The organism is Janibacter sp. CFPM2_SD2 (assembly GCF_057364645.1).
This window is the reverse complement of sequence record NZ_JBNFOF010000360.1, coordinates 1-1,208: the sequence shown is the minus strand read 5'-3', so window position 1 is coordinate 1,208 and position 1,208 is coordinate 1. Positions and strand designations below refer to the sequence as shown.

2 protein-coding genes are annotated in these 1,208 nt (G+C 75.6%); both read right to left on the bottom strand.

What is annotated here, in order from left to right; translation table 11 throughout:
• A partial coding sequence (locus AC2W7J_RS18320) for a UvrD-helicase domain-containing protein (RefSeq protein ID WP_485984212.1) occupies positions 1-340 on the bottom strand: 340 nt, incomplete at its 3' end.
• Positions 337-1,208: RecB family exonuclease (locus AC2W7J_RS18315; RefSeq protein WP_485984210.1), on the bottom strand; the 872-nt coding region annotated here is incomplete at its 5' end. The genes AC2W7J_RS18320 and AC2W7J_RS18315, both read right to left, overlap by 4 nt.

Below are 1,208 nucleotides of genomic sequence, written 5' to 3'. Positions count from 1 at the left end.
GGCCGCCCGCGCGGCCTCCCCGTCCGGCCTGGGCATCGGGCGCCCACACGCCGGCCTGCTCGAGGGTGGCCAGCCGGCGGCCGACCCGCTCGGCGAGCTCGCCGGCCGCCTTGCGGGTGAAGGTCAGGCCGAGTACCTGCTCGGGCGTGACGAGGCGGTTGGCGACGAGCCAGACGACCCGGGCGGTCATCGTCTCGGTCTTGCCCGAGCCGGCTCCCGCGACGACGAGCAGCGGCTCGAGCGGGGCCTCGATGATCTCGCGCTGCTCGTCGGTCGGCGGGTGCTCCTGGCCGAGGGCCCGGGCGAGGTCGACGGCGGAGATGACGGGCGGGTGGCTCATCGCAGCCGCCCTCCTTCCTCGTGCGCGGGGCAGGACGAGCGCACCGGGCAGATCCGGCAGCGGTTGTCCTCGGGCTGGGCGACGAAGGTCGCTGCCGCCATCCCCTCGGCGGTGTCGGTGATCAGGTCGTGGAAGTGGCGCGGCTCGTCGCTGCTCGCGATCGGCTGCTGCTCCTGCACGGCATTGCGCGAGGTGCGAGCCCGGCCGAGGTGGACGAGCGCGGCGCCGGCGCCATCGCTGCCGTGCCCGACGAAGCCGCCCTCGGCGATGGCCACCTGGTAGGACCCGAGCTGCGGGTGCTCGGCCAGCTCGGCGGCCGTCGGTGCCGAGGCACCGGTCTTGTAGTCGATGACCCGCAGCCGGCCGTCGGCGTCGGCCTCGAGCCGGTCGACGTTGCCGGCGAGCACCGCCCGCCCGAGCTCGACGCGGAAGCCGACCTCGGTGGCGACCGGGCGCCACCCCTCGCTCTCGGCACGCCGGTGGTAGTCGGCCAGCCAGTGCGCCATGCTGCGCGCGCGCTCGAGCTTCTGGTCGGTCACCCACCCGGGCGCCATGCCGAGCTCCGGCCAGCGCCGCTCGAGCTCGGCGAGGAAGGCCTCCTCACCCGCGTCGCCGAGCTCGTGCGCGATGTCGTGGATGAGGGTGCCGACCTCCTGCGAGACGCTGCTCGGCCCTTCGCCGCCCGAGGACTGCAGCAGCCAGCGCAGCGAGCAGTCGGCGAACTGCGCGACCTTCGACGGGCTGACCCGCACCGGGTCGTGCGGACCCCGCACGGATCGGGTGTCGCTGAGGTCGCGCAGCGCCCACCACGTCGACGGCGAGGCGCCCGGCACCCCGGCGTCGGCGAGATGCGCCAGCCGGGCCACCG